At 71.7% G+C, this 25,309-nt stretch carries 23 protein-coding genes; 11 read left to right on the top strand and 12 right to left on the bottom strand.

Translation table 11 applies throughout. The annotated features are described in order from the left end of the window. Window positions 1–6: 6 nt before the first annotated feature. Window positions 7–849 (bottom strand): alpha/beta hydrolase, encoded by an 843-nt coding sequence (locus tag CTJ15_RS12885; protein WP_075823463.1) that lies wholly within the window; start codon window positions 847–849, stop codon window positions 7–9. A 253-nt stretch (window positions 850–1,102) separates the two neighbouring features. Here CTJ15_RS12885 and CTJ15_RS12880 point away from each other — a divergent pair, with 253 nt between their 5' ends. Next, complete coding sequence (locus CTJ15_RS12880; protein ID WP_019461740.1) at window positions 1,103–1,594, top strand: hypothetical protein; 492 nt, start codon at window positions 1,103–1,105, stop codon at window positions 1,592–1,594. A gap of 29 nt (window positions 1,595–1,623) precedes the next feature. On the opposite strand, the gene CTJ15_RS12875 is transcribed toward CTJ15_RS12880, so the two are convergent. Next, complete coding sequence (locus CTJ15_RS12875; RefSeq protein WP_099781595.1) at window positions 1,624–2,169, bottom strand: GNAT family N-acetyltransferase; 546 nt, start codon at window positions 2,167–2,169, stop codon at window positions 1,624–1,626. Then, window positions 2,166–4,028 (bottom strand): ABC-F family ATP-binding cassette domain-containing protein, encoded by a 1,863-nt coding sequence (locus tag CTJ15_RS12870; RefSeq protein ID WP_019461738.1) that lies wholly within the window; start codon window positions 4,026–4,028, stop codon window positions 2,166–2,168. The genes CTJ15_RS12875 and CTJ15_RS12870 overlap by 4 nt, the downstream gene beginning before the upstream one ends. Window positions 4,029–4,466: 438 nt before the next feature. Between CTJ15_RS12870 and CTJ15_RS12865 the strand changes: the two genes are divergently transcribed. Further along, on the top strand, window positions 4,467–4,700 hold the full coding sequence (locus CTJ15_RS12865) for a hypothetical protein (protein WP_019461737.1): 234 nt from the start codon (window positions 4,467–4,469) through the stop codon (window positions 4,698–4,700). Window positions 4,701–4,791: 91 nt separating this feature from the next. Here the strand turns inward: CTJ15_RS12865 and CTJ15_RS12860 are convergent, their stop codons facing one another. From CTJ15_RS12860 to CTJ15_RS12850, 3 genes are all read right to left on the bottom strand, one after another. Then, window positions 4,792–5,721 carry an FkbM family methyltransferase gene (locus tag CTJ15_RS12860; RefSeq protein ID WP_171979163.1) on the bottom strand — a complete coding sequence of 310 codons (930 nt, stop codon included), beginning with the start codon at window positions 5,719–5,721 and terminating at the stop codon, window positions 4,792–4,794. Window positions 5,722–5,859: 138 nt separating this feature from the next. Then, window positions 5,860–6,657, bottom strand: coding sequence for a monofunctional biosynthetic peptidoglycan transglycosylase (gene mtgA, locus CTJ15_RS12855; RefSeq protein ID WP_099781594.1), 798 nt, complete (start codon window positions 6,655–6,657; stop codon window positions 5,860–5,862). A gap of 55 nt (window positions 6,658–6,712) precedes the next feature. Next, window positions 6,713–8,050, bottom strand: coding sequence for a hypothetical protein (locus tag CTJ15_RS12850; protein WP_075823154.1), 1,338 nt, complete (start codon window positions 8,048–8,050; stop codon window positions 6,713–6,715). Between the two features lie 307 nt (window positions 8,051–8,357). Here CTJ15_RS12850 and CTJ15_RS12845 point away from each other — a divergent pair, with 307 nt between their 5' ends. The 3 genes from CTJ15_RS12845 to CTJ15_RS12835 all read left to right on the top strand — a co-directional run bounded on the left by CTJ15_RS12845 (window position 8,358) and on the right by CTJ15_RS12835 (window position 12,495). Next, the gene (locus CTJ15_RS12845) at window positions 8,358–10,121 is read left to right on the top strand and encodes a chloride channel protein (RefSeq protein WP_058389850.1); all 1,764 of its coding nucleotides are present in this window, start codon (window positions 8,358–8,360) and stop codon (window positions 10,119–10,121) included. Between the two features lie 257 nt (window positions 10,122–10,378). After that, a complete protein-coding gene (locus CTJ15_RS12840; RefSeq protein WP_099781593.1) occupies window positions 10,379–11,644 on the top strand; it encodes a D-alanyl-D-alanine carboxypeptidase family protein in 1,266 nt (421 codons plus the stop codon). 38 nt (window positions 11,645–11,682) lie between these two features. Next, window positions 11,683–12,495, top strand: coding sequence for an IS5 family transposase (locus CTJ15_RS12835; protein ID WP_027281464.1), 813 nt, complete (start codon window positions 11,683–11,685; stop codon window positions 12,493–12,495). A gap of 415 nt (window positions 12,496–12,910) precedes the next feature. On the opposite strand, the gene ftsH is transcribed toward CTJ15_RS12835, so the two are convergent. From ftsH to CTJ15_RS12820, 3 genes are all read right to left on the bottom strand, one after another. Next, window positions 12,911–14,833 carry an ATP-dependent zinc metalloprotease FtsH gene (gene ftsH / locus CTJ15_RS12830; RefSeq protein WP_019461731.1) on the bottom strand — a complete coding sequence of 641 codons (1,923 nt, stop codon included), beginning with the start codon at window positions 14,831–14,833 and terminating at the stop codon, window positions 12,911–12,913. Between the two features lie 146 nt (window positions 14,834–14,979). Further along, entirely contained in the window at window positions 14,980–16,443 is a 1,464-nt protein-coding gene (locus CTJ15_RS12825; protein WP_019461730.1) for an AMP nucleosidase, read from the bottom strand. Window positions 16,444–16,531: 88 nt separating this feature from the next. Next, window positions 16,532–16,756 (bottom strand): hypothetical protein, encoded by a 225-nt coding sequence (locus CTJ15_RS12820; protein WP_075822773.1) that lies wholly within the window; start codon window positions 16,754–16,756, stop codon window positions 16,532–16,534. Between the two features lie 212 nt (window positions 16,757–16,968). Between CTJ15_RS12820 and ndk the strand changes: the two genes are divergently transcribed. Beyond that, window positions 16,969–17,391, top strand: a complete 423-nt coding sequence (ndk, locus tag CTJ15_RS12815; protein WP_058389858.1) for a nucleoside-diphosphate kinase — start codon at window positions 16,969–16,971, stop codon at window positions 17,389–17,391. Between the two features lie 76 nt (window positions 17,392–17,467). On the opposite strand, the gene CTJ15_RS12810 is transcribed toward ndk, so the two are convergent. The 3 genes from CTJ15_RS12810 to purM form a co-directional block, all read right to left on the bottom strand. After that, window positions 17,468–17,650, bottom strand: coding sequence for a preprotein translocase subunit SecE (locus CTJ15_RS12810; RefSeq protein ID WP_226946127.1), 183 nt, complete (start codon window positions 17,648–17,650; stop codon window positions 17,468–17,470). A 23-nt stretch (window positions 17,651–17,673) separates the two neighbouring features. Further along, complete coding sequence (purN, locus tag CTJ15_RS12805; RefSeq protein ID WP_255414149.1) at window positions 17,674–18,336, bottom strand: phosphoribosylglycinamide formyltransferase; 663 nt, start codon at window positions 18,334–18,336, stop codon at window positions 17,674–17,676. Between the two features lie 68 nt (window positions 18,337–18,404). Continuing rightward, complete coding sequence (purM, locus tag CTJ15_RS12800; protein WP_075822774.1) at window positions 18,405–19,475, bottom strand: phosphoribosylformylglycinamidine cyclo-ligase; 1,071 nt, start codon at window positions 19,473–19,475, stop codon at window positions 18,405–18,407. A 214-nt stretch (window positions 19,476–19,689) separates the two neighbouring features. On the opposite strand from purM, the gene CTJ15_RS12795 reads away from it, so the two are divergent. The 5 genes from CTJ15_RS12795 to CTJ15_RS12775 all read left to right on the top strand — a co-directional run bounded on the left by CTJ15_RS12795 (window position 19,690) and on the right by CTJ15_RS12775 (window position 25,249). Then, on the top strand, window positions 19,690–20,379 hold the full coding sequence (locus CTJ15_RS12795) for a hypothetical protein (protein ID WP_058389859.1): 690 nt from the start codon (window positions 19,690–19,692) through the stop codon (window positions 20,377–20,379). After that, window positions 20,363–20,989 carry a CDP-alcohol phosphatidyltransferase family protein gene (locus CTJ15_RS12790; protein ID WP_079253236.1) on the top strand — a complete coding sequence of 209 codons (627 nt, stop codon included), beginning with the start codon at window positions 20,363–20,365 and terminating at the stop codon, window positions 20,987–20,989. Before CTJ15_RS12795 ends, CTJ15_RS12790 begins: the two co-directional genes overlap by 17 nt. Further along, on the top strand, window positions 20,986–22,179 hold the full coding sequence (locus tag CTJ15_RS12785; RefSeq protein ID WP_079253237.1) for an AI-2E family transporter: 1,194 nt from the start codon (window positions 20,986–20,988) through the stop codon (window positions 22,177–22,179). Before CTJ15_RS12790 ends, CTJ15_RS12785 begins: the two co-directional genes overlap by 4 nt. Before the next feature lie 46 nt (window positions 22,180–22,225). Beyond that, the gene (locus CTJ15_RS12780) at window positions 22,226–22,963 is read left to right on the top strand and encodes a hypothetical protein (protein WP_019461025.1); all 738 of its coding nucleotides are present in this window, start codon (window positions 22,226–22,228) and stop codon (window positions 22,961–22,963) included. Between the two features lie 72 nt (window positions 22,964–23,035). After that, complete coding sequence (locus CTJ15_RS12775; RefSeq protein WP_079253238.1) at window positions 23,036–25,249, top strand: RNA degradosome polyphosphate kinase; 2,214 nt, start codon at window positions 23,036–23,038, stop codon at window positions 25,247–25,249. Window positions 25,250–25,309: the final 60 nt, after the last annotated feature.

The raw sequence follows: 25,309 nt of genomic DNA, 5'->3' as shown, positions 1-25,309 counted from the left end.
GGTCCCTCAGCGTTGCAGGACGAAGTCCAGGCCGAGGCGGATGGCCGGGTCCACGACCGACTGGTGGGTTTCGCCGGGAAAGAGGTGGAAGGCGACCCGGGGTCCGGCCGGGCCGAGCTGCGAGAGCCGTTCCACCAGATCGCGCGCCCGGTCCACCTGCCGGGCGATGCGGGCGCGTTCCGAGATCGGGGCGGGCGGGCGCGGCTGCTCCAACTCGCCGACCGTGACCAGGAGGCGCAGGCGGGGGGCGACCTCGGGCGGGGCGGCCTCGAAGCCGGCCTCCAGCGGCAGGATCGTGCCCTGGCCGTAGCCGATCGAGGGACTGGCCGCGACATGGGCGCGGAACAGGCCAGGCTGGCGGAACAGCGTATAGAGCACGAAGAGGCCGCCATAGGAGTGGCCGAAGAGGCTCCGGTCCGCCGGGTCCAGCCTCGCTTCCTGTGCCAGCCGGGGCAGCAGCTCGTCCCGGACGAAGGCCAGGAAGGCGGGGGCGCCGCCTTCCTCCGGGATCGGCGGCTCGGCCGGCACGGTATAGTCCAGCTCGCGCCGGTTCCGCCCCGGATAGCCGATGGCCGCGATCGCCGCGCTGCCGCCATGGGCCTCCAGCGCCGCCACCGCGGGCTCGAAATGCCCGTCGCCGTCCAGCAGCAGGAAGAGCGGAAAGCCGCCCGCCGGTGGGGGGGTGCCGGGCTCCGCGAAGTAGATCCGGTAGGGCCGTTCCGTTTCGCCGCCCGCCAGCATCTCCCATTCGCGGCGGCGCATGGGGGTGGGCGCCACTTGTGCGGCGCCACTGCCCGCCGCTGTCACCATGCCGGATGTCCCCGCCGCCAGGAGAGCGCGTCGCCGCATCGATGGCCTCCTTTGCCGGTACGGAAGGGGCGGGAGGCAGCCTCGCACCCGTCCCGGTCCGCCCGTGTCATGCCCGAGCCTTTCCGGCGGGAAAAGACACAAGCCCGGGGCCTGCCTTCCATGTCCTTGATGCGGCTGGATTTCCCGATCTTGTGTCGGGACGGTTCTCCTGAAACCATCTTTCCGCTCAAACCCGTTGCTTCCGCCAGCGTCTTAACACCGAGCTTTAACCGACATGGCGAGGGAGGCAGAGATGATGGCAATCCGGCGGATCGCAGGTATCGCCCTGCTGGGCCTCAACTTGCTGGGAGGGCCGCTTGCCGCCCCGGCGCTGGCGGACCGGCCGCAGATCGACCGCTCGGGCCGGGCGCTCGACATGCAGCTCATGGTGCGGGACCCATCCGGCAAGGGTGCGGGGCGGCTGGAACGCGGCAGCTTCGATCCCGACGGCGACATGGCCCTCAGCAACAGCCTGCCGGCCGGCAGCACGGCCCGGGTGACCAATCCCCGCAACGGCCGCTGGGCCATGGTGCGGATCGGCCGGCAGGGCGAGCCTCGCGATGCGGAACAGCCGGTCCTGGTGGCCGGCCCGCGTGTGGCGGCACTGCTTGGCATGTCCGGTGGGGATGAGGTGGTGCGCGTGGCGCCGTTGGCCGTGCCTCAGGCCGACGGCACGATCCGGCTGGGCGAGGGCACGGGAATGTCCGGCCAGCAGGCGGTGATCGTACATCCGGAGCGCGGGTAAGGACCTTCCCGGAAAGTGCCGCGGAACCGTCAGGCCCGGGGCGCGGCGTCCGGCGGGGGCTCACGCCAGCCATAGGCGGTTTCCGGCACGGCATGGCCGGACAGGCTGGCCTGCCGTTCCAGCACCGGCTGCCCGCCGAGCCGTTCGTAGAAGCCGCGCGCCTGACGGTGGCTGCCCAGCACCCATAGCGCGAAGGGCGACAGCCCCATCCCGCGCAGGGCCAGGGCCATCCGCCGCAGCATGTCGCCGCCATGGCCACGGCCCTGCGCGGCGCGCAGCAGGTACAGGGCGGTGATCTCGCCGGGAAAGCCCGCCGCCCTCAGCGCCGCGTCCCGCTGCGGGCCGCAGGCGCCGAAGCCGAGGAGCGGGGCGCCGGGTGCCTCCTGCAGCACGAGGACCGGGCGCGCCGCGGCATCGGCCAGCACCGCGCGCCAGATCGCCTCGCCGTCCTCCACGGTCCGCGCGGCGATCGCCGCCCCGGGCAGCAGGCCGGGATAGGTCTCGCGCCAGGCGGCGACATGGATCTCGGCGATCCGCCGTGCCTCGGCGGGATGGGCGGGGCGGATGGCGCTCATGCCGCTTCCAGCTTCTCCCCCAGCGCCAGCCACTCCTCCTCCAGCGCCTCCACCTCCCGCGCGATGGCGGCGCGGCGGGTATTGGCCCAGGCGATGTCGGCCGGCCTGCGCTTGGCATAGAACTCCGGGTCGGCGAGCTTGCGCTCGATCAGCCCGTCCTCCAGCCGCAGCTTCTCCAGCAGCTTCTCGATCTGCTTCACCCGTTCGCGCAGCGGCGCCAGGGCGGCGCGGGCCTCGGCGCGCTCGCGGCGGTCGTCGCGCTTCGCCGGGCCGGTGTCGCGCGCCACGGGGCGGGCGCGTTCGAGCAGGAAGTTGCGGTAGTCCTCCATGTCGCCATCGAAGGACGACACGGCGCCATCCGCCACCAGCCAGAGCCGGTCCGCCACCAGTTCCACCAGCCGCGGGTCGTGGGTGATCAGCACCACCGCGCCGCCGTAATCGGCCAGGGCGCGGATCAGCGCCTCGCGCGCATCCATGTCCAGGTGGTTGGTCGGCTCGTCGAGGATCAGCAGTTGCGGCGCATCGCGCGTGCAAAGCGCCAGCAGCAGCCGCGCCTTCTCCCCGCCCGAGCAGTCGCGCACCAGGGTCGTGGCACGGTCCTCGTCCAGGCCGAAGCGCGCGAGCTGGCCGCGGCACTGCGTTTCCGTCGCCTTGGGCAGCGCCGCCTGCATGTGTGTCAGCGGCGTGCCGTCCGGGTTCAGCTCCTCCGCCTGGTGCTGGGCGAAGAAGCCGACCTTGAGGCGCGGCGTGCGGCGGACCTCGCCGCCCATCGCCTCCATCCGCCCGGCGATCAGCTTGGCCAGGGTGGACTTGCCGTTGCCGTTGGCGCCCAGCAGCGCCACGCGGTCGTCGCTGTCCAGCCGCAGGTCCAGCCCCCGCAGGATCGGGCGCCCGTCATAGCCCACGCTGGCGCCCATCATGGTCAGGATCGGCGGCGCCACCTCGGCCGGCTCGGGAAAGGCGAAGGGGGTGACGCGGTCCTCGGTCACCGCCTCGATCGGCGGCAGCTTCTCCAGCGCCTTCAGCCGCGACTGCGCCTGCCGCGCCTTGCTGGCCTTGTAGCGGAAGCGGTCCACGAAGGCCTGCATATGCGCCCGCTCGGCCGCGATCTTCGTGTTCTGCGCCATCTGCTGCGCCCGGCGCTCGTTGCGGATGCGCAGGAACTCGCCATAGCCGCCGGGATAGGCGGTGATCTTCCCGCCCTCCAGATGCGCGATCCCGTCCACGCAGCGGTCCAGCAGGTCGCGGTCATGGCTGATGATGATCGCGGCGCCGGCGAAGCGGCGAAGCCAGCCCTCCAGCCAGATCGTCGCTTCCAGGTCCAGGTGGTTGGTCGGCTCGTCCAGCAGCAGCAGGTCCGGTTCCAGGAACAGCGCCCGGGCCAGCGCCACGCGCATCCGCCAGCCGCCGGAATACTCGCCCACCGGGCGCGCCTGCGCCGCCGCGTCGAAGCCCAGCCCGGCCAGCACCGTGGCGGCGCGCGCCGGGGCGGCGTCGGCGCCGATGGCGCGCAGGCGCTCGTGCAGCTCCGCCTCGCGCAGCGGCTCGACTCCGGCCTCTAGCTCCGCCAGCAGCGTGGCACGCTCGGTATCGGCCTCCAGCACCGTGTCCAGCAGCGAATCGGTGCCGCCCGGGGCCTCCTGCGCCAGATAGGCCATGCGGGCGCGCGCCGCGAAGCGGACCTCGCCGCCATCGGGCTGCAATTGCCCGGTCAGCACCCGGAACAGGGTGGACTTGCCGACCCCGTTGCGGCCGACGAGGCCGATCTTGTGCCCGGGGTCGAGTTGCAGCGAGGCGCCGTCCAGCAGCGTCCGGCCCGCGAGGCGCACGGTAAGGTCGTGGATGGCGAGGACGGTCATGCCGGAGTTCTAGAGCAGTTCCCGCCGGGCTGGAATTCATCCCTGTGGAGGAGTCGGAGGCCAGGCGGCGGCTCTGGCCAGAAACAGCACCATGATGTCTAAAAAATTGTAATAAAATTAAATTTATACAAATCTTCTAGTGCGCAAATATTGCTTCAATGCCTTTTTCACGATGGAGTGGTGGAAATTCCCGTAACACCTCCACAGAGAGAGCCACTTCTCGTTCGGCCCGTTCTGCAACCATTCATGCAACATGAACCAACAAAGTGATACCTTTGCTCAGCACGCTGTGCTAAGCCTACATTTGTAGATAAAATGATACTAACGAACGCGAATGAAACCTCTTCCAGCTGGCTCCGGAACGGCGATGGGATGGGTGTGCGGGCTGCATAGGTCTCTGTCGGGGTGCCTGTTCCGGGCGGGCAAGGGAGAGTGGGTATGGAGAAGGTGATCGCTGCGCCGGGACAGGACATGACGCTGGTCGCGGAGCGGCTTCCCCATGGTGACACTGTGGGGAACGGAGCCTACGCCGCGGATGCGGGCGCTCTGCTGCTCGTTCTCCTGCTCGTCGCCGCGCTGGGCCACTATTTCCATGATCGCCGGCGCCTGCCGCCCCGGAAGCGGGGCACGGCGGCCCTGACCCAGGATGGGACGCCCCGGTTGCGCCGCTGATCCCCCCGGATCGCACCGGCGCCTGCCGGCACCCCCGCGATGGAGGCGGAATCCGGCTCCACCCCTGCCTGTCGCCGGGCCGCCGCCCGCCTCAGAAACGCTCGCCCAGCAAGGTGATGGCGGGCGCGGTGGCGAGGCGGGCCGCCACGGCATTCACCTGCCGCAGATAAAGCGTGTTCGGATCGCCCGGCGCATCGCGCAGCGTGAGGGCGCGGCGACGCGGGTCGTAGTCGAAGGGGGCGAAGCCCTGCGCGCGCAGGAGATCGTCGATCCGCCGGGTGCTGTCGCCATAGCGTTCCGCGTGCGCCATGGTCTCGACCAGCACTGCCCGCAGCCCCGGACGGGCCAGGAGCTTCCCGGCCCCGGCCAGGATCCGCGCCTCGTAGCCCTCGACATCCAGCTTCAGCAGAAGCGGCGTGCGGTGGGGCAGGATCTCGTCCAGCGTGGAGACGGAGATGTGGACGGCGTCCTCCGCCTCGCGCTCCAGCAGCACCCGGTTAGCGGCGCCGCGCCGGGCGCTGAGCCGCAGCGTGCCGGGGCGCTCGCCCAGGGCCAGCGGCAACACCGTCACGCGCGTCTCCAGGTCGTTGAGACGCAGGTTGTCGCGCAGATGCGGCAACGTGGCGGGCGCGGGCTCGAAGGCCAGCACCTCCGCCCCCGCCACGCCGGCGGCCAGGACGGTATAGGCGCCGATATTGGCCCCGATATCGGCGAAGAGGTCGCCCGGGCGCAGCAGATGCAGCAGGAAGCCCATCTCCGCGAAATCGCTCAGCCCGGCATAGAGGTTGGCGCTGGCGGAGGAATGCCCCCTTTGCAGTAGCAGCCGCGTCGGCCCGACAAAGGGCATCACCGCCGGCATGCCGGTGAGCCGTCCGCCGATCTGCCAACGCAGCAGGCGCAGGAGGGCGGCGGCGGGGCGCCGACCGGCCAGCGGGTGGTGCAGGATGAAGCGCAGCAGGCGGACGGGAACGCGAAGGCGCCGCAGCCCCGGCCAGGATGGCGGCTTTCCCCCGTGTGACATCGCCCCCGGCGGTTCCGGAGTCGGACGCCGCGGGTGAACCGTTGCGGGGGAAGGGGGCGTGGGGGCGGGGTTCACAACCCCAGATTGCGATATCCCGCTACGGATTGGCAACATTGCCGGGCGGCGCCCCAGCCTGTCTCAGCGGGTGCAATCGAGCAGCGGCCCCAGCTCGCCGATCCGTGCCCGGATCGTGGCGGCGCGCTGGCGCAGCCAGGTGCTGGGACGATTGGCGACCCAGTGCAGCGGGCTGGGCAGCACCACGGCGAGCTGGGTCGATTCCCGCAGCGTCAGCGCCGAGGCGGGCTTGTTGAAGAAGGCCCGGGCGGCGGCCTCCGCACCGTAGATGCCCGGCCCGAACTCGACGATGTTCAGATAGACCTCCAGCACCCGCTGTCTCGGCCAGAGCAGGGCGATCTGCGGCGTCAGCCAGGATTCCAGCAGCTTGCGCACGGGATCGCGCCCGGGCCAGAGCATCAGGTTCTTGGCCGTCTGCATGGTGATGGTGCTGGCGCCGCGCGGCCGCTCGCCTTCCAGCAGGGTCTCGACCTGGCCGCGCAGGGCGGGAAAGTCGAAGCCCAGGGCCTGGGTGCAGAAGGTGTTGTCCTCCGAGGCGATCACTGCCTGCGCGAGGCTGGGGGCGATCGCGTCATACGGCACCCAGTCGTGGTGCAGCTCGTAGCCCTGGATGCCGCGGATCAGCATCAGCGGCGTCACGGGCACGGGCAGCACGCGGAAGGCCAGGATGGTCGCCAGGGGCAGGGCGAGGAAGAGCAGCAGCAGCAAGCGGACCCAGCCCCCGGCCCAGCCACGGGCCTGTCCCAGAAGGCGTCCCAGAAGGCGTCCCGGCAGGTGTCCGGCGGGCGCGCGGCTTCCGGTGGGCACGGCGCCGCGGCCGGCCTCGCGCCGGCCCGGCCTCACGCCACCCGGCCCGGACATGCACGGAAAGGACCGGCCGGGAAAGCCGTTCCCGCCGGAAAGGATGGGGCGGGGTTCAGGAGGCCTCCGAACCGGCGCGATAGGGTTCCAGCTCCAGCCCGAGCAGCAGGCCGGGGCCGTGCCGCGGTCCCCCTTCCGCCAGGGGCACGAACTCCGCCCGCAGCTCCACCATGGGGGCGTCGTGCGGTGCCTCCGGATCGCGGCCGATCCAGAGAACCTCGCCCTCGGCATCCGCGAGCGAGGGGCCGAAGCGCCGCTCCAGCGCCCGCCGCAGCGCCGTCCCGGATTCGCCGGGCAGGAAGCGCAGCGCGGTGATGCCGCCGAGGCGCGGCTCCCGCGTCCCGGCCTGTGCCTCCGCCCCCATCCCGGCGTCCTCCCCGGCTTCCGGCCCGGGGTCCGGGGCGCGGTGCAGGGCGATGCAGGCGGTGAAATCGGCCTTCAGGTTCAGCGCCTCGCCAAAGGCGCGTCGGTCCGCCACCAAGCCCATATGGCAGCCGGGGCGGCCCGCGGCGGAGGCCACGGCGCCATCCGCGAAGAAGGCGCCCCCCACCGTCCGGAAGCCACGCCGCCGCAGCGCGGCCCGCGCCTCCTCCAGTGGCATGCCCAGGCGCAGCCCCTCCAGCAGCGCGCTCCGCAGCACCGGCCCGCCCGGCCGGGCGGAGGGCAGGGGGCCGGGCAGGCGGCCGAAGTCATGGATCGGCGTCCCGTCCTCCCGCACCAGCCGGGCGGTGAGGAGATGCGCCGCGATCGGCACGCTCTTCATGCCCGCCGGCTGCGGCAGCGCGCCGCCCAGGACGAGGCTGACCTCCAGGATGCCGCGCCAGCCATCCTCCGTGCGCGGGTCCAGCCCCACCGATTCGAGCAGCTTCTCCGCCGCCGCCTCGTTCGCTACGGGCAGGGTGCCGACCGCCAGGGCATTGTCGAAGCGCAGGCCGAAGCCCGGCGACCGCCAGGTCGGGTCGCGCACCCAGAAGGTGCCGTTCAGCGCCACCGGCAATCCCCCCTGGCGGGGATCGTAGGGGCCGATGGCGGTGCGGATCCGCAGCAGGTAGGGGCGGTCCGGATCGAAGCTCTCATATTCCGCCCGCAGCTTCCGGCGCAGCTCGGCGAAGGCCGCGTCGTGCCGCTGCCGCCGCGCGGAGGGCACCGGGGAGGCCAGTTCCGGCGGCGGCATTAGCGCCTCGGCCAGCGCATCGAAATCCGGGCTTTCCCCCGCCTGCCGGGCATGGGCGAAAAGCACGTCCCGCGCCGCCAGCGGCAAGGGGGCCCGGATCATCGCCTGCATCCGCATGCCGCTCTCCGCCGCCGGCGATCCTGGCGACTCGGCCCAAGCCGGCAGGCCGGGAAAGATCAGCGGGAGCAGGGCGGCAAGGATCAGCGGGTTTCTGGGCATCGGCACTTCTTGGGCTGAGGCGCGCAGGGTAGCCAGCCCCGGCGCCGGCGCAAACCGCGTTCCGCGCGCCGGCGGATGCCCCACGGGGCGCCCCCGCGCCGCCCATCGTGCCACCCATCGTGCCACCCCTGGGCGCCGCCCTTTGGCGCGGTGCCCTTTTTCGGCCGGTTTTCTCTGCTGTTCCGCCTTCGCCGCGGCTTCCGGCCCTGGCGGTCCGCCGCGCAGGCGGCCAGGATTCGCCTTCGTCATCCATGCCCCGTGGCGTATGTCGCGGCGCCGTCTTCTGCCAGGGGCCCCGGGCCGGATCATGATCGCTCTCCGACTGCATGTGCGCCCCATCCGCGACGTGGCTTCCTTCCGCGCCTGGCTGCGGGCCAGCGAGTTCGGCCTGGTCGGCCTGGCAGTGCTGACCGGGGTGCTGAGCGGCCTCGTCGCCGTGGTGATGGGCGGACTCGCGCGCGGGCTGCACGTGCAGCTCTTCGGCCCGGAAAGCGCGCATGGGCTGAGCGTCCTGCGGGGCGCGACGCCGCTGGTGCTGCTGACCATGCCGCTGCTGGGCGGCATCCTGCTCGGGGCCTTCAACCTCGCCCTGTCGCGCTGGTGGCCCCGCCAGCCGGTGGACCCGATCGAGGCCAATGCCCTCTATGGCGGCAAGCTCTCCTTCCGCGACGGGCTGGTGGTGGCGGTGCAGAACATCGTCTCCAACGGCTTCGGCGCCTCGGTGGGGCTGGAGGCGGGCTATACCCAGGCGGCCAGCGGCGTGTCCTCCTGGCTCGGGCAGCGCCTCGGCCTGCGGCGCGGCGACCTGCGGCTGCTGGTGGGCTGCGGCGCGGCGGGGGCCATCGCCGCCGCCTTCGACGCGCCGCTCACGGGGGCCTTCTATGCCTTCGAGCTGGTGATCGGCACCTATGCCATCGCCAGCCTCGCCCCGGTGGTGGCCAGTGCCGTCACCGCCACGCTGGTGGCCCGGGCGCTGAGCGGAGGGACCTATGTGGTGGTGCCGGGCGGGGTCGCGCCGCCCGGGCTGGAGGGCTACGTGCTGTCCCTGCTGCTCGGCCTCGCCTGCGCCCTGGCCGGGATCGCGCTGATGCGCGGCGTGACCTTCACCGAGGCCACCATGCGCCGCTTCCTGCGCTGGGCGCCGCTGCGCCCGGTCCTGGGCGGGCTGGTGGTGGGCCTGCTGGCCCTGGTCTCGCCCATCGCGCTCTCGGCCGGGCACGGGGCGCTGCACCTCACCTTCGCCACCGAATCCACCGGCTTCGACATCATCTGGCTGGCGCTGCTGAAGAGCCTGGCGGTGGTGATCTCGCTCGGCGCGGGCTTCCGCGGCGGCCTGTTCTTCGCCTCGCTGCTGCTGGGGGCGCTGGTCGGCAAGGTCTTCGCCGCCGGGGTGGACCTCGTGCTGCCGGGCATGGACCCGCTGCTGCTGTCGCTGGTGGGGATGAGCGCCTTCGGCTCGGCGGTGGTGGGGGCACCGCTGGCCATGACCTTCCTGGCGCTGGAGACCACCGGCAACTTCGTGGTGGCCGGCAGCGTGCTGGCGGCGGTGACCGTGGCCGGCCTCGTGACGCGGCGGCTCTTCGGCTATTCCTTCGCCACTTGGCGCTTTCACCTGCGGGGCGAGACCATCCGTTCCGCCCATGACATCGGCTGGCTGCGCGAACTGAGCGTGGGCAAGCTGATGCGCCGCGACCTGCGGACCGTGCGCAGCGACACCCGGCTTGCTTCCTTCAAGCGCGACTTCCCGCTGGGCTCCACGGCGCGCGTCGTCGCGGTGGATGAGAAGGACCAGTATGCCGGGCTCATCTCGGTGCCCGAGGCCTATGCCGCCGCGCCGGAGGTGGAGACGGTGGAGCCGCTGCTGCAGTTCCGCGACCGGGCGCTGCTGCCGGCCATGAATGCCAAGGAGGCCATGGCCGTCTTCGACACGGTGGAGACCGAGGCGCTGGCGGTGGTGGATGGGGTGGGGAGCCGCAAGGTGCTGGGCCTGCTCACCGCCAGCCACCTGCTGCGCCGCTATGGCGAGGAGGTCGAGCGCCGGCGGCGCGAGGAAACCGGACTGATGGCCTGATCCGGCGCAAAGAGACTCGGGCGGGAGGGCTTGTAACTGTCCCCTGCGTCATGTTTCGCCGTGTTTCAGGGTTTTGCGATCCGGTAAAAATTCCTTGCGCGACTGTGGCTTACGGGTCGCGGCGGGGCGGGAAAAACCCGCTTCCGGATGAAGCGGCGGTTATTCGCGGTTGCCAGCCCGCCGCGCTGGCGCCCAGACCTTGGCGGAGCGGGCGACGCTTCGTGGGGGAGCGCCGTCCGGAGGGGGAAGTACACCGCATGACCGAGACCGGCGCCGTCTTGCGACGCGGCCTGCGCCTGCTGGCGCTGGCGGCCGTCGTCACCCTTTGGCTTCCGCCGGGGCAGGCGCGGGCGCAGATCGGCAGCGAGCGCTATGCCTCGATCGTGGTGGATGCGGGCACGGGGCAGGTCCTTACCGCCTCCAGCGCCGACGAGCCGCGCTACCCGGCCTCGCTCACCAAGATGATGACGCTCTACATGCTCTTCACGGTGCTGGAATCGGGCGACGTCTCGCCTTCCACCCGCATTCCCGTATCGCGGCACGCGGCCTCGCGGCCGCCCTCCAAGCTCTGGCTGAAGCCCGGTTCCACCATCACGGTCCGCGACGCGATCCTGGCCCTGGTGACCAAGTCCGCCAACGACGCGGCCTCCGCCGTGGGCGAGTTCCTGGGCGAGGGCAGCGAGGCGCGCTTCGCCCGGTTGATGACGCTGCGGGCCCGCCAGATGGGAATGACCAGCACGGTCTTCCGCAACGCCTCCGGCCTCCCGGACCCGCGCCAGGTGACCACCGCCCGCGACATGGCCATCCTGGCGCAGCGGCTGATCCGGGACTTCCCGAACCGCTACGCCTATTTCAGCACGCCGGAGTTCCGCTGGCGCGGCCAGACCATCGCCAGCCACAACTACGTCAACGAGAACTACGACGGCGCGGATGGGCTGAAGACGGGCTTCATCAACGCCAGCGGCTTCAACATCGTCACCAGCGCCCGGCGCGACGGGCGGCGGCTGATCGCCGTGGTCTTCGGCGGCGCCACGGGGCGGGAGCGTGACCGCCATGTGATGGCGCTGCTCGACCGGGGCTTCGAGCTTCCCGGCACGCCGCCGGGGCGGGGCGACACGCTGCTGGCGGGCCGCTCGGTGGGCCATGGCGGCGTGCTGGCCGGGCTGGTGCCCAGCGCCAATGCCGCGCCGGCGATGGGCGCCGCGGAGCCGCTGCTGCGCCGGGCCGCCACCAGCGCCCGGCCTGCCGTGGCGCCCTCCCGCCCCGCCCCGGCGCGTTCCAGCGCCGGCAAGGGCGAGTGGGCGGTGCAGGTCGGCGCGCTGCCGAGCAACGTCTCCGCGCGCAAGGTGGCCAGTGCCGCGCGCCGGAGCGCCGCGCGCAACGCGGGGACGGTGCGGGTGGAAAAGGTGCGGCTGAAGGGGCAGACCCTTTACCGCGCCCAGGTGGCAGGGCTGAGCGAGACGAGCGCCCGGCAGGCCTGCGCCCGGATGAAGCGCGGGGCCTGCATGGTGATCGCGCCCTAGAGGCTGTTGTGGACTGACGTGAGGGCCAGATTTGCGGGATGACCCGCAAGTCCTATCCGTCCGACGTATCTGATGAGGAATGGGCGTTGGTTGCGCCCTATCTGGTGCTGCTGCCCGAGGCGTCGGGGCAGCGGCGCCATGCCTTGCGCGAGGTGTTCAACGGGCTGCGCTACGTGGTCAAGACGGGCGCGCCCTGGCGCTGGATGCCCAATGACCTGCCACCATGGGACATCGTCTACGCCCAGGCCCGGCGCTGGCTGGCGGCGGAGGTGTTCGAGGCGATCGTGCACGACCTGCGGGCCGTGCTGCGGCTGGAGGCAGGCCGCGCGGCCGAGCCGACGGCGGCGGTGCTGGACAGCCGGACGCTCCGATCCACCCCCGAGAGTGGGGCCAGGGCGGGCTACGACGGGGCCAAGCGCAAGCGGGGCTCGAAGGTGCATGCGGCCGTCGATACGCTCGGCCACCTTCTGGCGCTGCACGTCACGCCGGCCACCGCCGACGACCGTGCCGAGGTCGGGCGCCTGGCCGACGCCGTCCAGAATGCCACCGGCGAGAGCGTCGAGATCGCCTTCGTGGACCAGGGCTATACCGGTCCGAAGCCCTCTGAGGCTGCCGCCAGGCACGGCATTCAGCTCGAGGTCGTCCGCCACCACGAGGCCAAGCGCGGCTTCGTCCTCCTGCCCAGGCGTTGGGTGGTGGAACGCTCCTTCGCCTGGGCTACCCGCTTCCGACGCCTCGTCCGCGACTATGAACGCCTGCCCGAAACACTCGCAGGCCTCCATCTCGTCGCCTTTGCTTGCCTCATGCTCAAGCACCTCACCTCAATCACCCAGGTCCACAACAGCCTCTAGAGCGGATCGCGTCCGGATGGAATCATCCGGACGCGTGAAGATGCTCCCGAAACAACAGGCTGGAGTGGTTGAAGTGAGCCAAGGCAAACGGACACCGCTCCAGGCCGACGAGCGGCATGCGCTCGCCCGCCAGGACCCGGCGTCACGCTTCCTGGCCGGCCCTCAGACGCGCCTTGCTTTCCGGACCGCGCTCGGTTTATAGGAATATAATCAACGTCATCAAAGCATCAACTACCTAAACTGAACAATTAATCAGGACTCGTTCTGGCAGATAAAGGACTAAAAACCTAAAAGTCCTAAAGTGCCAAAACGGCCCGCACGGTGGGAAACCAAGGCCGTTCAGGCACAGCAGCGTCTCCACCGGCCCCCGTGCGCGAGACCGGGGCGCGAGCGTCAGGGCTTCCGCGGCCCGGTCTCAGCCTTCCGCCATGCCCGCCTCCCGGAGTGGGGGCGCCCCGGCGACGCGGCGCTTCGCCGCCGGAACCAGGGGCGGGAAATCCTCGGCCGTGATGGTTTCCCGCTCCAGCAGCAGCCGGCTGCCCGCCTCCACCTGGTCGCGCTGCGCCTCCAGGATCTGGGTGGCGCGGCGGTTGGCCTCCTCCACCAGCTCGCGCACGGCGAGGTCGATCTCGCGCTCCGTGGCCTCGCTCACCTCGGCGCGCGACGGCGGCAGGGCGAGGTCGCCCAGGAAACTCTGGCGAGGCGGCGCATAGGTGCGGTTGCCCAGGGCATCCGCCATGCCGTAGCGCGTCACCATCTCCTGCGCCGTTTCCGTCGCGCGCTGGAGGTCGTCGGCGGCGCCGGTGGAGATGTCGCCGTCGAAGAACAGCGTTTCCGCCGCGCGGCCGCCAAGCAGCACGGCAATCCGGTTGCGCAACTCGCTCCGCGCCAGCAGGAAGCGTTCCTCCGCCGGGCTCTGCATGGTGTAGCCCAGGGCGCCGATGCCACGCGGGATGATCGAGACCTTCAGCACCGGATCGACACCGCTCAGGTTGGCCGCCACCAGCGCATGGCCCATCTCGTGCACCGCCACGCGGCGGCGCTCCGGCGGGCTGAGGATGCGGCTGCGGCGCTCGACCCCCGCCAGCACCCGCTCCACGGCGGCGATGAGGTCGCTCTGCTCCACCGCCTCCGCCTGGCGCCGGGTCGCGGCCAGCGCGGCCTCGTTCAGCATGTTGGCGAGGTCGGCGCCGGTCGCGCCCGGGGTCAGGGCGGCGACGGCATCGAGATCGGCATCGGGGGCGAGGCGGATCCTGCGCGCATGCACCCGCAGGATCTGCAGCCGCCCCCGGCGGTCGGGGCGGTCCACCAGCACCTGCCGGTCGAAGCGCCCCGGGCGCAGCAGGGCGGGGTCCAGCACCTCCGGCCGGTTGGTGGCGCCGAGCAGGATCACGCCGCTGCGCGGGTCGAAGCCGTCCAGCTCGGCCAGGAGCTGGTTCAGCGTCTGTTCCTTCTCGTCCGCGCCGCCGGACAGGCCGGAGGTACGGCTGCGGCCCAGCGAGTCCAGCTCGTCGATGAAGATGATGCAGGGCGCCGCCTTGCGCGCCTCGGCAAAGAGGTCGCGCACCCGCGCGGCGCCGACGCCCACGAACATCTCGACGAATTCGGAACCGGAGATGGAGAAGAAGGGCACCCCGGCCTCGCCCGCCACGGCGCGGGCCAGCAGGGTCTTGCCGGTGCCGGGCGGGCCGACCAGCAGGATGCCCTTGGGCGCATGGCCGCCGAGCCGGCCATAGGAGGCCGGGTCCCGGAGGAAGGAGACGACCTCCTGCAGCTCGGCCTTGGCCTCGTCCACCCCGGCCACGTCGTCGAAGGTCACGCTGGTGTCCTTCTCGACATAGATCTTGGCGCGCGACTTGCCGATCGACATCACCCCGCCGAAGCCCTGCTTCGCGGCGAAGCGACGGAAGGCGAAGATCCAGACGAGGTAGAGCAGCGCCATCGGCACCAGCCAGGTCAGCATCTGCGCCAGGAAGCCCGGCGGCGGCGTGCCGCGCACCACCGTGACCCCCTGCTGCTTCAGCCGCTCCGCCAGGGCGGGATCGACGCGCACGGCGCTGACCTCGCGCCGCCCGTTCGCCTCCGCCTCCTTGAGCTGGCCCCTGATGGTGTCCTGGGAGACGGTGACCTCGGAGATCCTGCCCTCGCCGAGCAGGGTCTCGAACTGCGAGTAGGGCACCGTCTCCACCTGCGAGTAGTTCGCCCAGATGGACTGGAGGAAGGTCAGCAGGAAGAAGGCGCCCAGAATGTACCAGATGGTGAACTGCCGCTTCCAGAGATCGGAATCCGGCGGGTCCTTCTGCGGGCCCGTGGGTCGCTTGGCGGGGGCTGGGGGCATGTCCGGCTCTGTTCCTCGCTTGGCATCCAGGCTGGCCTGAGGCCGGCCCGCGCGGGCCTCATGGCCCCGGCCGCCTGCGCCACAGGCTGGCCGGACCTCACGGGGCGGTCGCCGGGCCGTCCAGCGGCCCGGAAAGGCACGGCGCGCTACCGGAAGGGTGGCTCGTCGAAGGCGCGCAGCTTGCGCGAATGCAGCCCGTCGAGCTGCCCGCGCAGGATCTCGAAGGTGGCGAGGCCGATGGCGAGATGCTCGCTCACGGCGCGCTGGTAGAAGGCGGTGGCGGCGCCGGGCAGCTTGATCTCGCCATGCAGCGGCTTGTCGGAGACGCAGAGCAGCGTGCCGTAGGGCACCCGCAGCCGGTAGCCCTGGGCGGCCAGCGTACCGCTTTCCATGTCCACGGCGATGGCGCGCGACAGGTTGATCCGCAGCCGCTCCTGCGACCAGCGCAACTCCCAGTTGCGGTCGTCATAGGTGACGACCGTGCCGGTCCGCAGACGCCGCTTCAGCGCGTCGCCCTGCTCGCCCGTGACCTGCACGGCGGCCTCCTGCAAGGCGACCTGCACCTCCGCCAGGGCGGGGACGGGGATTTCCGGCGGCAGCAGTTCGTCCAGGATCTTGTCCCGCCGCAGATAGCCGTGCGCCAGCACGTAGTCGCCGATCTGCTGGCTCTGCCGCAGCCCGCCGCAATGGCCGATCATCACCCAGCAATGCGGGCGCAGCACCGCGAGGTGGTCGGTGATCGTCTTGGCGTTGGACGGGCCGACGCCGATGTTGACGATGGTCACGCCATCCCGCCCGTCGCCGCGCAGCAGGTGGTAGGCGGGCATCTGGAAACGCTGCCAGGGCGCGGCGGCGACCAGCTCGGCCCCCGCCTCGGGCGAATCCTCCCGTCCCACCGAGGCGCCGCCGGGCAGGACCAGGCGGCTATAGGGACTGCCGGGCCTGGCGAGCTCGTTCAGCGCCCAGCCGGTGAACTGCTCCACATAGCGCTGATAGTTGGTGAGCAGGATCCAGGGGCGGACATGGCGCCAGTCGCTGCCGGTGTAGTGGACGAGGCGGCGCAGCGAATAGTCCACCCGCACCGCGTCGAAGAGCGCCAGCGGCCGTGGCTCGCCCTCCCGGTACTTCCACAGCGCGTCGGCGGTCTCGTCCCCCACCGCCGAGAGCATGGGCACCGGGAAGTGGCGCGCCAGCGCCGCTGCCGAGACGCCGCCGCGCGCCAGTTCGTCGCCGCCTTCCAGCACATAGGGGTAGGGGATCTCCTGCTCGCTGCGCCCCACGGAGATGCGCACGCCGTACTCCCCGGCCAGCGGGCGGAGCTGTTCGAGCAGATAGGCCCGGAAGGCGGCGGGCTGCGTCACCGTGGTGGCATAATCGCCCGGCAGTTGCAGCTTGGCCCAAGCCCGCCGGGTCGCCGGGGGCAGGTTCTCGGCATTCCAGTGCAGATGCAGGGCCGGATAGCGGAAGGCGGCGCGCTCCGCCTCGGTCGGCACGGCGCCGCCGGACACGAAACGGTCCAGGGCCGCCCGCTCGGCCTCCACGGCCGCCTCGTAGATTGCCTCCAGGCGGTCCACGGCCTCCTCGGGGGAGGCCACCGTTTCATGCCGCATCGGCTGGCATCCGTTCCTGTCTGTGCCGGCCCAGCCTGCCACAACCCGCGATGGCCGTAACCATTCCCGCGATGGTAGCGCCCTGGGATCAGGCCGGCCGGACGCCGGCCCCGCTCGGGACGGCCAGAGCCTCCTGCTCCCGGTCTTCCGGGTGGCCAAGCAGGTAGTGCGCGCTCGCCAGGCGCTCGATGGCCTTCGCGACATGGTGGCGCCGCGCGGCGTGGCGGGAGGCCCGCAAGGCGCTATCGAGAAAATCCAGCGCCGTACGCAGCTCGTCTTCAGCGGATGGGCGCAGGAAAGGAAAATGCGGCATCGGTACGGAAAACCATCAATCTCACGGCTTCGTGAGAATAGGCGATCGCATCCAGGATGTCAGATGAATTCTTGGATGAGTCCGGCAGATGCCGTGCCGGAACCCCGCCCCATCCCCTTGTCCTACCGGCTGGAGCAGCGGCGGGCTTGCGCCTGGGCTCCGGGCGGCCTATCGGGCGCGCGCCTTACCTTTTTCGCAGGGAACCCAGCCCGATGGCCATCGAGCGTACCTTCAGCATCATCAAGCCCGACGCCACCCGGCGTAACCTGACCGGCAAGATCAACGCCGTGTTCGAGGAGAAGGGCCTGCGCATCGTCGCGCAGAAGCGCATCCTGATGTCGCAGCAGCAGGCCGAGACCTTCTACGGCGTGCACAAGGAGCGTCCCTTCTTCAAGGACCTCGTCTCCTTCATGACCTCCGGCCCGGTGGTGGTGCAGGTCCTCGAGGGCGAGGGCGCCGTGGCCAAGAACCGCGAGATCATGGGCGCCACCAACCCGGCCAATGCCGCCGAGGGCACCATCCGCAAGCTCTTCGCCGAGAGCATCGAGGCGAACAGCGTGCACGGGTCCGACAGCCCGGAGAACGCGGCGATCGAGATCGCGTATTTCTTCGCCGGTTCCGAGATCACCGGCTGATTCCGGCCCGGGCGAGGGGCGGCATCCCGCCCCTCGCCCATCCCGGCCTTGCGGACGGGAAACCCCGCTCCCCGGCTCAGCCGAGGAAGGCGTAGAGCAGCAGCAGGATCACCACGATCGCGCCGATTCCCCAGGCGGCGGCCCGGGTGAAGGCGTGCCAGCCGGCCTCGCGCTCGGACAGGATGTCCTCCGCCCGCACCGGTACCATGTCGATATGCTGCCGTGCCTCGGCCATGCTCCGCCCCGATCCCTGCTTCACGCCTCCGCCTTGTGCCGGAGGATTCAGGCTTTTTCTGTAGGCAGGGCAGCGAAGGCGGGCAAGGGATTCGCCATGGCGCCCGTTGCAGAGGGCAGAGCGGCCGTCGCCTCTTCGGCGATCCGGCGCATGGCGGGCAGCGGCCCGGCGCCGTGGCGCGCCAGCCAGACGGCCATCCAGGCCAGGGCGGCCGGATAGAGCCGGTGCTCCTGCGCCAGCACGCGGGCGGCGAGGGTCGCCTCGTCGTCGCCCGGCAGCACGGGCACGGCGGCCTGGGCCAGGATCGGCCCCTCGTCCACCCCCGCCGAGACCAGGTGCACCGTGCAGCCATGCAGCCGCACCCCGGCCTCCAGGGCGCGGGCATGCGTGTCCAGCCCCGGGAAGGCGGGCAGGAGGGACGGGTGGATGTTCAGCATCCGGCCTTCCCAGCGGCGGGTGAAGCCTTCCGTCAGCACGCGCATGAAGCCGGCCAGGGCGATCATCCCGATGCGGTGCGACTCCAGCACAGCCTGCATCGCCGCCTCGAAGCCTTCCCGGTCGCCCTTGTGGGCGCGGCTCTCGACCACGGCCACCGAAATGCCCGCGGCCTCCGCCCGCGCCAGCCCGGCGGCGCCGGCGCGGTTGGACAGGACCAGCGCGATCCGCGCCGGATAGGACGGATCGGTGGCGGCCTCCAGCAGCGCGGCCATGTTGCTGCCGCGGCCGGAGATCAGCACCGCCACGCGCGGGCGGCGGTCCTCCCCGCCAGCCGGACCTGTCACGGCTGCGGCCACCGGGCTGTCAGGTTGTCCACCCGCACGCTGGCCTCGTCGCCCTCCGGCGCCGTCTCGATGCGTCCGATGCGGGCCACCGTCTCGCCAGCCTCCTGCAACAGCCGCGTGGCTTCCCCGACGGAATTCTCGGCCACCACCAGCACCATGCCGAGGCCGCAGTTGAAGACGCGCAGCATCTCCTCCGGCACCACGCCGCCCATCCTGGCCAGCCAGGCGAAGACCGGCGGCGGCGTCCAGGCGGCGGCATCCACCACCGCCACGGTGCCGGCCGGCAGCACGCGCGGCAGGTTGCCCGGCAGCCCGCCGCCGGTGATATGCGCGGCGGCCTTCAGCAGCCCGGCGCGGTGCACGGCGAGGACGGATTTCACATAGATCCGGGTCGGCTCCAGCAGCGCCTCGCCCAGCGTCCTGCCGCTGGCGAAGGGGGCCGGGTCCTTCAGCCCGGCATTGCCGCCCCCCACGATCCGCCGCACCAGCGAGTAGCCATTGGAATGCACGCCGGAGGACAGCAGGCCCAGCAGCACGTCGCCCGCGCCGACATCAGGCTTCGGCAGCAGGTCCGTGCGCTCCGCCGCGCCGACCGAGAAGCCGGCGAGGTCGTAGTCGCCCTTGCCGTACATGCCGGGCATCTCGGCGGTCTCGCCGCCCACCAGGGCGCAGCCCGCCTGGCGGCAGCCCTCGGCGATGCCGGCGACCACGGCGCTGGCCTGCGCCACCTCCAGCTTGCCGGTGGCGAAGTAGTCCAGAAAGAAGAGCGGCTCGGCGCCCTGCACCACGAGGTCGTTCACGCACATGGCCACGAGGTCGATGCCGACGCCGTCATGGTGGCCCGAATCGATGGCCAGCCGCAGCTTGGTGCCCACGCCGTCGGTGGAGGAGACCAGGACCGGATCCTTGAAGCCCGCGGCCTTCAGGTCGAACAGCGCGCCGAACCCGCCGAGTCCGCCCATGGTCCCGCTTCGGTCCGTGGACCTGGCGAGGGGCTTGATGGCGTCCACCAGCGCGTCACCCGCCTCGATGTCCACCCCGGCGTCACGATAGGTCAGGCTGGCCATGGTCGCTCCCGATCGGCTATGCCCCAGGGCTTCGGAAGGTTTTGAAGGGCGGACGATGCCGGACCAACTGCCGAGCCTGGGCGCGAGCGGAAGGCAACACCACGTCTGGCGGGGCGGTGCAACATCCCTGCGCCTCGTGGCTGCCCTTCTTCCCGCGCTCTGCGCCTTGCCCGGGCTGGCTGCGGCACAGGGATTCCCCACGATTCCGCCCCCCGTGCCCCCGGCGGCGAGCGCCCCGGCCGCGAGCACGCCGGAGGCCAGTGCGGCCGCCCCGACATCCGGGACCGGTGCCGCCGCCGCGCCCGCCACGGGCGGCGGCTATACCCAGCGCGGCGTCCCGGCCGAGGCCACGGCCAAGAACGCCGTGGAGGCGCGGGAGCAGGCCTATGCCTCCGCGCAGCGCATCGCCTATGAGCGCATGGCGGGCGAACTGGGCCTGCCGACCGGCCTTTCCGCCAGCCAGATCGACCGGCTGGTCTCCTCCGTGGTGGTGGAGCAGGAACGCTCGACCCTGACCGGCTTCTCCGGCCGCGTGACGGTGAACTTCAACCCCGGCCGCGTGGCCGTCCTGGGCGGGCGCAGCGGCGCGACGGCGCAGGCCGGGGGCGGTGGCGCCTCGCCCACGGCACCCTCGCCCTCGCCGGGCGTGCCCGCCTCGGCCTGGGTGGAGGCGCAGGCGGGCTACGGCTCGCTGGCGCAGTATCTCGACCTGCGCCGCCGCCTCCTGGCCAATCCGCAGGTGGCGAGCCTCGACCTGCGCGCCATCGCGACGGACCGTGCCGTGCTGCGCCTCGGCCTGCGCGCGCCGGCGAATCTCGTAGTGCCCGAGCTCGCGCGTTCCGGCGTGACGGCGGTGCCCGCGCCCGACGGCACCTGGCGGATCGGCCTTGCCGGAGGGGCCTGACCGGAAGCCCGCCCCGACGCCCGGCCCGCCGGACCGTGCCCCGGCCGCCGCGTCGGCGCTGACCACGCTGCCCAACGCCATCACCTTCGTGCGGCTCTGCGCCGTGCCGGCGACGGTCTGGCTGATCATCCAGGGGCGCTTCGACCTCGCCTTCCTGCTGTTCCTGGGGGCGGGGCTGTCCGATGCGCTGGACGGCTGGCTGGCCCGGGTGCTGGATGCCCGTTCGAGCCTGGGCGCGGTGCTCGACCCGGTGGCGGACAAGGCGCTGCTGGTGAGCAGCTATGTCGCCCTGGCGGCGACCGGCGTGCTGCCCGACTGGCTGGCCATCCTCGTGGTGTTTCGCGACGTGCTGATCGTGGGGGGCGTGGTGATGTTGCGCATGATGGGCATGCCGCCCCGGATCAGCCCCTCGCGCCTGTCCAAGGCGAACACGGCGCTGCAGATCCTGCTGGTCGCGGTGGCGCTCCTCCTGCGCGGCTGGCCCGGGCTCCTGCCCGGGGCCTTCCCTCTGGCGTTGCTGGCGCTGCTGGTGCCGCTGGTGGCCGTCAGCACCCTGCTCTCCGGCGGTGCCTATGTGCTCGCGGCGGCGCGCGGGGAGGGGCGGGCATGAGGACGCTGCCGCCGCCGGTCCCGCCCGCCCCGCCGGCCGAGCGGCGCGTCACGCCGGCCCCCGCGGCGGCGCCGGCGCCATCCCTGCCTCGCGGGCCGCAGACGGCCACGCGCGCGCAGCGGATCGGCCTGGCGCTCGGCCTGCTCGCCGCCCTGCTCGGGACGATCTGGCTCTTCTCGCCGATCCTGACGCCCTTCGTGCTGGCGGGCTGCATCGCCTATTTCCTCGATCCGCCCGTCACCGTCATGGCCCGGGTCGGGGTGCCGCGGGGCGTTGCCTCTGCGCTGCTGATCGCCTGCCTCTGCGCCCTGGTGCTGCTGGCCCTGCTGCTGCTCTACCCGCTGTTGATCTCCCAGGTGGGGGTGTTGCTGGCGCGGCTGCCGGCCTATGCGGCGCGGATCGGGGCGGGGGTGCGGGACCTGATCGCGGCCGCCGCCGAGCGCCTGGGGCCGGACACGATCAACGGCCGGCTGCAGGACCTGGCGGTGAACCAGACCGGCGCCATCCTGGGCTATGTCGCCACCACGGCGGCGCAGTTCATCGGCGGTGCCAGCGGGCTGCTCAGCGTCGGCTACGCGCTCTTCACCTATGCGGTCGTGACCCCGGTGGTGGGCTTCTACCTGCTGCGGGACTGGCCGCGGATCATCCTGCGGATCGAGTCCTGGCTGCCCCGGCGCTATGCCAGCACCACGCGCGCCCTGGGGCGGGACATGGACAGGGTGCTTTCCGCATGGCTGCGCGGCCAGCTGATCTGCTGCGGCCTGCTCGCGGTGTATTATGCTGTGGCGCTCTCGGCGGTGGGACTCGAACTGGGCCTCCTGGTCGGGCTTCTGTCCGGGATGCTGTCCTTCATCCCCTATGTGGGCTCGCTCACCGGGCTGGTGACGTCGCTGCTCCTGGCCGCGGGCCAGTTCGGTTCCTGGGAAGGTGTTTTGCTGGTGGCGGCCGTTTACGTGTTCGGGCAGACGATCGAGGGCTACGTGATCTACCCGCGCCTGCTGGGCGACCGGGTGGAGCTGCACGCGGTCTGGGTCATCTTCGCCCTGTTCGCGGGCGGCGTGGCCTTCGGCTTCCTGGGCGTGCTGCTGGCCGTGCCCATGGCGGCGATGATCGGGGTGATCGCGCGGCACTGGCTGCGCCGCTACCTCGCCAGCCCGCTCTACCTCGATCCGCCGCGGACCGGGCTGTGAGGCGGGGTCCGACCCCCCCGCATGGCGGGGCGCCGGGGAGGGGGGCGTGAGCGGCCGCCAGCTCCCGCTGCCGCTTGCCCTGCCGCCCGAGCGCGGCGCGCCGGTGATCTCGGACCGTTCCAACGCCGTGGCCCGCACCTGGCTGGCGGCGCCGGACGACTGGCCGAACGGCCGTCTGGCGTTGTTCGGGCCGGAGGGTGTGGGCAAGTCCCTGCTGCTGCGCCAGGGCGCGGCGCGGCTGGGCCTGCGGGTGCTGGAGGGGCCGTCGCTGCGCGGCGTGCCGGACGGGCTGCCCTCCGCCGTGGACGACGCCGACTGCGCGGCGGAGGAGGAGGCGCTCTTCCACCTCATCAACGCCTGCGCCAGCACCGGGGCGCTGCTCCTGCTGGCGGGGCGGGAGCCGCCGGCGCGCTGGCGTGTGCGCCTGCCCGACCTCGCTTCCCGCCTCCGCGCCACCCATGCGGTGGAGATCGAGGAACCCTCGGAGCAGCTCCTCCGCGCCCTGCTGGCGCATCACTTCGCCGAGCGCCAGGTCAGGGTGGACGCCGCGACGCAGGACTGGCTGCTGCTGCGCCTGCCGCGGGAGGCCGCGGCCGTCTCGCGCGCCGCTGCGCGGCTGGACCGGGCGGCACTGGCCACCGGGGGGGCGGTGACGCGCGCCCTGGCGCGGCATGTCCTGGCCGACCTCCCCGGCTTCGGCAGCGACGAGCCGGCGGGCGAGGAACATGACGTTTCCGTGGCATCGCCAGGGGACGGCTCGAACCCCATGCCCAAGCTGCTGTAGTCTGGAGCGCCTGGTCCGGGCCTCTTGCTCCCGGGCCTGACCGAACACGGCGCCCATGAGGGAACCCACCAGATGGACGCGATCTTTACCGGCGAGATGCCGACTGTCCCGGCGGAGCTGCCGCCCGACATGCCCTCGGGCGACCTGCACACCCTTTCCTGGCGCTTCATCAACCGTGAGTTGTCCTGGCTGGCCTTCAACGAGCGTGTGCTGGAGCAGGCCTCCCATCCCGACCATCCGCTTCTGGAGCGGCTGCGCTTCATCGCCATCTCTGCCAGCAACCTGGACGAGTTCTATTCCGTGCGCGTCGCCGGGCTGGTCGGGCAGGTGCGGGCGGGCATCACCAAGCTCTCGCCCGACGGGCTGACCACGGCGCAGCAACTCGCCGCCATCCACGAGCGCGCCGGTTCGCTGATCGAGGCGCAGCGCATGGCCTGGCGCGAGGTCCGGGTCCTGCTGCGCGAGGCTGGGATCGCCGTGCTGGAGCCGGCGGAGCTGGAGGAAAGCGAGCGTGCCTGGCTGGAGAGCTGGTTCATGGAGCGGGTCTTCCCCGTCCTGACCCCGCTGGCCGTCGATCCGGCGCATCCCTTCCCCTTCATCGCCAACCTCGCCCTCTGCCTCGTGCTGAAGCTGATCCGCGAGGAGGACGGGGGCACCATGCGCGCCCTGGTGCCGCTGCCCTCGCAGGTGGAGCGCTTCGTGCGCCTGCCGCCGCGCGGGGAGGGCAAGGGCGACGGGGTGATCCGCTTCGTGACCATGGAGGATCTGGTCACGCTGAACCTGCCGCATCTCTTTCCCGGCTACATCCCGGCCGAGCGCGGTCTGTTCCGCCTGATCCGCGACACCGACGTGGAGTTCGAGGAGGAGGCCGAGGACCTCGTCAGCTCCTACGAGACGGCGCTGAAGCGCCGCCGCCGGGGACAGGCGATCCGCGTCACCGTCACCACCGACACGCCCTCCGACATGGTGGACCTGGTGGCGGAGGAGACCGAGGCGGACCGCACCGGCGTCTTCGCCGTGGAGGGGCTGCTGGGGCTCAGCGACCTCAGCCAGCTCATCGTGGACGACCGGCCGGACCTGCTCTTCACGCCCTACACGCCGCGCTTCCCGGAACGCATCCTCGATTTCGGCGGGGACTGCTTCGCCGCGATCCGGTCCAAGGACATCGTGGTCCACCACCCCTACGAATCCTTCGACGTGGTGGTGCAGTTCGTGCGGCAGGCGGCGCGCGACCCGAACGTGGTCGCCATCAAGCAGACGCTCTACCGCACCTCCCGCGACAGCTCGATCGCCCGGGCGCTGATCGAGGCGGCGGAGGCGGGCAAGTCCGTCACCGCCATGGTGGAGCTGAAGGCGCGCTTCGACGAGGAGCGCAACATCGCCATCGCGCGGCAGCTCGAAGCCGCCGGGGTGCAGGTGGTCTATGGCTTCGTGGACCTGAAGATCCACGCCAAGGTCAGCCTCGTGGTGCGGCGGGAGGGCGGGACGTTGCGCTCCTATGCCCATTTCGGCACCGGCAACTACCATCCGGTGACGGCGCGCATCTACACGGACATCTCCTTCTTCACCGCCGATCCGGGACTGACCGGCGACGCGGCGCGGCTGTTCAACTACCTGACCGGCTATGCCCGGCCGGAGAAGATGCAGTCGCTCGCCTTCTCGCCGCTCACCATCCGGCCGACCCTGATGGGGCTGATCGAGCAGGAGATCGCCTTTGCCCGGAGCGGCCGGGCCGCCGGCATCTGGCTGAAGATGAACTCCCTGGTGGACGAGCAGCTGATCGACGCGCTTTACCGCGCCAGCGAGGCCGGGGTGCGGGTGGACTGCGTGGTGCGCGGCATCTGCTGCCTGCGCCCCGGCGTGCCGGGCCTGTCCTCCAACATCCGGGTGAAGTCCATCGTCGGGCGCTTCCTGGAGCATTCCCGCATCTATGTCTTCGGCAACGGGCACCGGCTGCCCTCGCGCCGGGCACGGGTCTTCATCTCCTCGGCCGACTGGATGGCACGCAACATGGATTGGCGGGTGGAAACCATGGTGCCGGTGGAGAATCCCACCGTCCATGCCCAGATCCTGGACCAGATCATGGTCGTGAACATGAAGGACACCGCCCAGTCCTGGACGCTGGGGCCGGATGCGACCTATCGTCGCCTCGATCCGGGGCAGAAGCCGCTTTCCTCCCACGACTGGTTCATGACGAACCCGTCCCTGTCCGGGCGGGGCAGCGCCCTGAAGCGGGTCCGCACCGCGCCGCCGCGGCGGCGGCCCGACCGCGTGGCCCAGGATTGACAAGGCGCTGACCGGTCCGGAACCGTCCCGGCGGGGCCGGGCGCAGGCCCGCTCCGCCAG

The sequence above is a fragment of the Roseomonas sp. FDAARGOS_362 genome (assembly GCF_002754815.1).
Taxonomy (GTDB): domain Bacteria; phylum Pseudomonadota; class Alphaproteobacteria; order Acetobacterales; family Acetobacteraceae; genus Roseomonas; species Roseomonas mucosa.
The sequence above is the reverse complement of the archived record's forward strand: the minus strand, read 5'-3'. Positions and strand labels throughout refer to the sequence as shown.

Excerpts from the sequence above, each read along its gene's own strand:
- CTJ15_RS12885 (WP_075823463.1), bottom strand. The coding sequence starts at position 849 with ATGCGGCGACGCGCTCTCCTGGCGGCGGGGACATCCGGCATGGTGACA.
- CTJ15_RS12880 (WP_019461740.1), top strand. The coding sequence starts at position 1,103 with ATGATGGCAATCCGGCGGATCGCAGGTATCGCCCTGCTGGGCCTCAAC.
- CTJ15_RS12875 (WP_099781595.1), bottom strand. The coding sequence starts at position 2,169 with ATGAGCGCCATCCGCCCCGCCCATCCCGCCGAGGCACGGCGGATCGCC.
- CTJ15_RS12870 (WP_019461738.1), bottom strand. The coding sequence starts at position 4,028 with ATGACCGTCCTCGCCATCCACGACCTTACCGTGCGCCTCGCGGGCCGG.
- CTJ15_RS12865 (WP_019461737.1), top strand. The coding sequence starts at position 4,467 with ATGGAGAAGGTGATCGCTGCGCCGGGACAGGACATGACGCTGGTCGCG.
- CTJ15_RS12860 (WP_171979163.1), bottom strand. The coding sequence starts at position 5,721 with ATGTCACACGGGGGAAAGCCGCCATCCTGGCCGGGGCTGCGGCGCCTT.
- mtgA (WP_099781594.1), bottom strand. The coding sequence starts at position 6,657 with ATGTCCGGGCCGGGTGGCGTGAGGCCGGGCCGGCGCGAGGCCGGCCGC.
- CTJ15_RS12850 (WP_075823154.1), bottom strand. The coding sequence starts at position 8,050 with ATGCCCAGAAACCCGCTGATCCTTGCCGCCCTGCTCCCGCTGATCTTT.
- CTJ15_RS12845 (WP_058389850.1), top strand. The coding sequence starts at position 8,358 with ATGATCGCTCTCCGACTGCATGTGCGCCCCATCCGCGACGTGGCTTCC.
- CTJ15_RS12840 (WP_099781593.1), top strand. The coding sequence starts at position 10,379 with ATGACCGAGACCGGCGCCGTCTTGCGACGCGGCCTGCGCCTGCTGGCG.
- CTJ15_RS12835 (WP_027281464.1), top strand. The coding sequence starts at position 11,683 with ATGACCCGCAAGTCCTATCCGTCCGACGTATCTGATGAGGAATGGGCG.
- ftsH (WP_019461731.1), bottom strand. The coding sequence starts at position 14,833 with ATGCCCCCAGCCCCCGCCAAGCGACCCACGGGCCCGCAGAAGGACCCG.
- CTJ15_RS12825 (WP_019461730.1), bottom strand. The coding sequence starts at position 16,443 with ATGCGGCATGAAACGGTGGCCTCCCCCGAGGAGGCCGTGGACCGCCTG.
- CTJ15_RS12820 (WP_075822773.1), bottom strand. The coding sequence starts at position 16,756 with ATGCCGCATTTTCCTTTCCTGCGCCCATCCGCTGAAGACGAGCTGCGT.
- ndk (WP_058389858.1), top strand. The coding sequence starts at position 16,969 with ATGGCCATCGAGCGTACCTTCAGCATCATCAAGCCCGACGCCACCCGG.
- purN (WP_255414149.1), bottom strand. The coding sequence starts at position 18,336 with ATGGCCGCGCTGCTGGAGGCCGCCACCGATCCGTCCTATCCGGCGCGG.
- purM (WP_075822774.1), bottom strand. The coding sequence starts at position 19,475 with ATGGCCAGCCTGACCTATCGTGACGCCGGGGTGGACATCGAGGCGGGT.
- CTJ15_RS12785 (WP_079253237.1), top strand. The coding sequence starts at position 20,986 with ATGAGGACGCTGCCGCCGCCGGTCCCGCCCGCCCCGCCGGCCGAGCGG.
- CTJ15_RS12775 (WP_079253238.1), top strand. The coding sequence starts at position 23,036 with ATGGACGCGATCTTTACCGGCGAGATGCCGACTGTCCCGGCGGAGCTG.